The sequence below is a fragment of the Klebsiella sp. MS 92-3 genome (assembly GCF_000195655.1).
Taxonomy (GTDB): domain Bacteria; phylum Pseudomonadota; class Gammaproteobacteria; order Enterobacterales; family Enterobacteriaceae; genus Klebsiella; species Klebsiella pneumoniae.
Genome location: NZ_GL882811.1, coordinates 14,799 through 19,843, shown reverse-complemented (window position 1 = coordinate 19,843; position 5,045 = coordinate 14,799). Strand labels below are relative to the sequence as shown.

Genomic DNA, 5,045 nt, shown 5'->3' with positions numbered 1-5,045 from the left:
AACCGCTGCTCTTGCCCTGCCCCGCCGCCGTTGGCTGCGGGTTTTTTGCTGGCTGGTTTTTGTCGTATCCCTCACATTATAAATAAAACTCATATCTGACGCCGGATTTTCGAACCGGACAGCCTGCGTGACCTGCCTTAAGTTGAGTACGAAAGTTCCACTCAAAAAACACTAACCAGAACATTCGTACCGCCTGCTTGAGGAAGTCACCCTATGAATCACACGAACGTTGTCGATGTGAAAGCGTGGATAGATACCCGCCCGGTCTCGCGCTTTCAATGGAACGTGCTGCTGCTCTGTTTCATCATCATTATGCTGGATGGGTATGACGCCGCGGTGATGGGCTTTGTCGCCCCGGCGCTCATTGAGGACTGGGGCATCAGCCGGGCCGAAATGGGGCCGATTCTTGGGGCGGCCATGTTCGGCGTCGCCATTGGCGCCCTGGTAGCGGGTCCGCTTTCTGACCGCTACGGCCGAAAGCGAATTTTACTCTGGTCGGTGGCGCTGTTTGCGCTGTTCAGCCTGGCCGGCGCCGTGGCGCAAAGCCCGACGCAGCTGGCGCTGATGCGTTTTCTCACCGGCCTTGGCCTTGGCGCCGTAATGCCCAACTGCGTCACGCTGGTGGCGGAATATATGCCGGAGCGGCGTAAAGGGGTGATGATCACCCTGATGTACAGCGGTTTTAACGTGGGTTCCGGCCTCGGCGGCTTTATCGCCGCCGGTTTGTTATCGCATTACAGCTGGCACTCGGCGCTGGTTTTTGGCGGCGTGCTGCCGCTCGTGGTGCTCCCCTTTATGATCGTGATGTTGCCAGAGTCGGCGATGAACATGGTGGCGCGCCGACTACCGGGCGAGCAGATTGCCAGGGCGCTTAACCGGCTTGGGGGCCAGTTTACGGCTGAAACCGTTTTCCAGCTGAATGCGCCGCCCATCACGCGGAGCAGCAAAGTGGCGCAGCTGTTCCGGCATGGCTATGCCCGCGGCACGATAGCGCTGTGGTTAACCTATTTTATGGGGCTGTTCGTGATTTACCTGCTGAACGGCTGGCTGCCAACCATTCTCCGCTCCGGCGGCCTGTCGCTGCAGCAGGCGGCGATGATGACCGGCTTGTTCCAGCTCGGCGGCCCGCTGGGCGGGATCCTTGTCGGTATGCTGATGGATCGCGCTTCGGCGAAAGCCGTGATTGCGGCAACCTATTTCCTCGGCTGTCTGTGCCTGTTGTCCCAGGGGGTGATGGATTTCGGTTCGGCGGCGCTGTCGGTGCTGATTTTTATCAGCGGGATGTGCATTAACGGCGCGCAGAACGGTCTGCAGGCCTATTCGCCAGCCTATTATCAAACCGAGATCCGCGCTACCGGAGTCAGCTGGATGCATGGTATAGGCCGTACCGGGGCTATCCTCAGCTCCACGCTGGGCGGGATGCTGATGCTGGCCGTGCCGGGACACTCGTCGATCTTTTTGGTGCTTGCGCTGCCGGCCTGCCTGGCGGGGATCTGTATTTTGTTGCACCGTATGAATCACGCTAAGCCTCGACTCACAGAGGCAGAACTTGACGCTTTGTCATCCCCCCTCGAACACCGATAAGTGGAGTTATCTGATGGCTAACATTCTCGGCGGTATCGCCGTCTCTCATACCCCGACTATCGGCTTCGCGGTCGATCATCATAAACAGCAGGACCCGGCGTGGGCGCCGATCTTCCAGAGCTTCGAACCGCTGCAGCGCTGGCTGGAGGAGAAAAAACCGGATGCGCTGGTGTACATCTTTAATGACCATGTGACCGCCTTTTTCTTCGATCACTATTCGACTTTTACGCTGGGAATCGATAGTCAATATGACGTTGCCGATGAGGGCGGCGGACCGCGCTGCCTGCCGCCGGTCCAGGGCAACGCGGCGCTCTCAAGGCACATTGGCGCCAGCCTGATGGCCGACGAGTTTGATATGTCGTTCTTTATGGATAAAAAGCTCGACCACGGCCTTTTCTCGCCGCTTTCGGCGCTGTTGCCCTGGGATGAAGCGCTGGGGTGGCCGACGGCGGTGATCCCGTTACAGATCGGCGTGCTGCAATTTCCGGTACCGAGCGCGCGCCGTTGTTACAAACTCGGCCAGGCGCTGCGCCGGGCGATTGAAAGCTTCCCGGAAGATATCAATGTGGCGATTGTCGCGACCGGCGGGCTCTCGCATCAGGTTCATGGCGAGCGCTGCGGATTTAATAATCCCGACTGGGATGCCCAGTTTGTAGATATGCTGGTTAATGACCCGGAAAAGCTTACCGAAATGACCCTTGGCGAATATGCCGAGCTGGGGGGGATGGAGGGGTCCGAAGTGATCATGTGGCTGGTGATGCGCGGCGCGCTATCAGCCAATGTCACCGAAACCTGGCGCGACTATTACCTGCCGTCGATGACCGGTATCGCCACGCTGATCCTTGAGAACAATGCGCGCCTGCCCCCCGTCGATACCCTGACGCGCCATCGCCAGCATATGGCGCAGCAGCTGGCCGGGGTGGAGAAACTGCCGGGAACCTATCCTTTTACCCACGAGCGCAGCCTGAATGGCTTGCGGCTTAACCGTTTCCTGCATCGGCTGATTGAGCCTGCCTGGCGCGAACGTTTTCTGCAGTCGCCTCAGTCGCTTTATGCCGAAGCCGGACTGAGTGAGGAGGAACAGCAGTTGCTCAACGCGCGCGACTGGCGGGGATTAATTCAGTATGGCGCCAGCTTCTTCCTGCTGGAGAAAATGGGCGCGGTGGTCGGCGTATCCAACCTGCATATTTACGCCGCGATGCGCGGGCAGACGCTGGAGGCGTTTCAGCAAACGCGCAACCAGCAGGTAACCTATTCGGTGGCGGGTAAACGTTAAACGGCCCCGTCCTGAACCTGCTGATAAATAAAACGCAACAGCGCCTGCGTCGCCGGGGAGGGCAGGCTACCGGCGCGAAACGTCAGCCCGATACGCCGGGTGGTATCGGGCAGGGGAACCGGCAACACGCTGAGCAGCCCATTGTCAGTTTCAAAACGCATCTGGCTGGCGGAGACCGCCGCCAGCATGTCGGAGCCCTGCAGCAATCCTCGCACCATCGCCGCATCCCCGGTCTCCACCGTCGGCTGGGGCAGCGGCAGCCCCAGGGTGACAAACGCCTTATCCAGCAAATTGCGCGCCGGCGCGTTGGCGCGCGGCAGCACCCATTGCGCTGTCGCCAGCTGGCTGCGCGGGTCCGGATGGCGCAGCAGCGGGTGGTTATTACGCAGTAAAATCAACATATCCTCTTCGAATAACGCTTCGCTACAGAGGTCCGGGAGATCTTCATCCTGGCGCAGGGCGCCGATAATAAAATCGATATTACCTGCCCGCATATCGGCGACCAGCGACTCATACGGGCTTTCATTGGTCATGAGGGTGATGCCCGGGTGCTGGGCCAGAAAGGCGGCGATGGCGGAGGGCAGTAGCCGGGTCCGGCTCAGCGGCAGGGCGCCAATGCGCACGGTGCCCTCCAGCACCCCGCGACGGGCAGCGAGATCGCTCCAGATGTTTTCCAGCTCGTTGAGCGCTCTGCTCACCGGGGGATAGAGTAGCTCCGCGGCAGGCGTGGGACGCACCCCCTCTGGCGTCCGGCGAAATAGCGCCGAATCCGCTCCTTTTTCCAGGACCTTCAGCGCGGCACTGACCGCCGGCTGAGTGATCCCCAACTGTTGCGCGACGGTTTGGGTATGGTTGACGTGATAGAGCTGAATAAAAATGGCTAAGCGGCGGGTATTGAACAGCCAGCCGGCGTCCGCCAGCGGGCCGCTGCTGCGGGTATGGTGCTTCTGCAGCAGCGCCGGGATGGCCTGCAGGTCGTCAATCGCCCGCCGGGCGCGCGGCAGGATGCACTTGCCATACTCGGTGGGCACCATGCCGCTGTAATGGCGTTCGAACAGCGTGACGTTCAACGCGGCTTCAAGATCGCGAATAGCCCGGGTTATCGCTGACTGCGTGCGGAATAAGTCATCGGCCGCGCGTGAGACGCTACCGCGCAGCGCGACCTGACAGAAAAAGCGCAGCTGCATGATATTTATAATTTTATCGTGCTTTCTCTTTAGCATTGTTCGTCAGGCCTGAAAAAGTGAGTGAGACGACAACATAAATAAAAATCATAGCCTTCGCAAGTTAACGAATTACCTCCCCACGACGGGACATGACAAGCTGAAAAAAACAACAGAGGAAGCCATCATGTCTCATCCGGTTAGCGAAAAAAGTGCCCTTGTCGTCAGCGCCCACTCGGCCGATTTCGTCTGGCGCGCGGGCGGTGCGATAGCGCTGCATGCCCTGCAGGGCTATCAGGTCCATGTGGTCTGTTTATCCTTTGGCGAGCGCGGCGAGTCCGCCAAACTGTGGCGTAAAGGCAACATGACCGAGGAGGCGGTGAAGCAGGTGCGTCGCGAAGAGGCGCAGGCCGCCGCCGCGATCCTGGGCGCTAGCGTCGAATTCTTTGATATCGGCGATTATCCGCTGCGCGCCGATAAAGAGACGCTATTTCGTCTGGCGGATGTGTATCGCCGTATCCAGCCCCACTTTGTCCTGACGCACTCCCTGCACGATCCCTATAACTACGATCACCCCCTGGCCTCCCATCTGGCGCAGGAAGCACGGATTATCGCCCAGGCAGAAGGCTATCGCCCTGGCGAGAAAATTGTCGCTGCTCCCCTGGTTTACTGTTTCGAACCGCACCAGCCGGAGCAGTGCAACTGGAAACCCGATGTGTTGCTGGACATCACCGCCGTCTGGGAGAAAAAGTATCAGGCCATTCAGTGCATGCAGGGTCAGGAGCATCTGTGGGAATACTACACCCGCGTGGCGCTGCAGCGCGGGGTGCAGGCCAAGCGCAATATCGGCATCACGGCCGCGCGCGATATCGTTCACGGCGAAGCCTTCCAGAGCATCTTCCCCCGCGTAACGGAGAACCTGGCATGAACCTGTTAAATAAAAAAGGCCTTGTGATCCGCCACCTGCCGCGCCATGACGAGGCGGGGTTGTGCGCGCCCGGGGGGGGGGGGGGGGGGGGGGG

At 59.8% G+C, this 5,045-nt stretch carries 4 protein-coding genes and 1 pseudogene; 4 read left to right on the top strand and 1 reads right to left on the bottom strand.

Features of this window, described 5'->3' with window-relative positions; all coding sequences use genetic code 11:
- Window positions 1-213: 213 nt before the first annotated feature.
- On the top strand, window positions 214-1,584 hold the full coding sequence (locus tag HMPREF9538_RS13365; RefSeq protein ID WP_002923153.1) for an MFS transporter: 1,371 nt from the start codon (window positions 214-216) through the stop codon (window positions 1,582-1,584).
- A gap of 13 nt (window positions 1,585-1,597) precedes the next feature.
- Window positions 1,598-2,860 carry a gallate dioxygenase gene (locus HMPREF9538_RS13370; protein ID WP_009485166.1) on the top strand — a complete coding sequence of 421 codons (1,263 nt, stop codon included), beginning with the start codon at window positions 1,598-1,600 and terminating at the stop codon, window positions 2,858-2,860.
- Here HMPREF9538_RS13370 and HMPREF9538_RS13375 read toward each other — a convergent pair.
- On the bottom strand, window positions 2,857-4,083 hold the full coding sequence (locus HMPREF9538_RS13375; protein ID WP_002923147.1) for a LysR family transcriptional regulator: 1,227 nt from the start codon (window positions 4,081-4,083) through the stop codon (window positions 2,857-2,859). The genes HMPREF9538_RS13370 and HMPREF9538_RS13375 overlap by 4 nt on opposite strands.
- Before the next feature lie 127 nt (window positions 4,084-4,210).
- Between HMPREF9538_RS13375 and galB the strand changes: the two genes are divergently transcribed.
- Window positions 4,211-4,951, top strand: coding sequence for a 4-oxalmesaconate hydratase (gene galB / locus HMPREF9538_RS13380; RefSeq protein WP_009485165.1), 741 nt, complete (start codon window positions 4,211-4,213; stop codon window positions 4,949-4,951).
- Window positions 4,948-5,045 (top strand): annotated as a pseudogene (locus tag HMPREF9538_RS33345) (4-carboxy-4-hydroxy-2-oxoadipate aldolase/oxaloacetate decarboxylase); the annotation flags it as partial. The gene galB and the pseudogene HMPREF9538_RS33345, both read left to right, overlap by 4 nt.

Coding starts and splice junctions, on each gene's coding strand:
- HMPREF9538_RS13370 (WP_009485166.1), top strand. CDS start 1,598: ATGGCTAACATTCTCGGCGGTATCGCCGTCTCTCATACCCCGACTATC.
- galB (WP_009485165.1), top strand. CDS start 4,211: ATGTCTCATCCGGTTAGCGAAAAAAGTGCCCTTGTCGTCAGCGCCCAC.
- HMPREF9538_RS13375 (WP_002923147.1), bottom strand. CDS start 4,083: ATGCTAAAGAGAAAGCACGATAAAATTATAAATATCATGCAGCTGCGC.
- HMPREF9538_RS13365 (WP_002923153.1), top strand. CDS start 214: ATGAATCACACGAACGTTGTCGATGTGAAAGCGTGGATAGATACCCGC.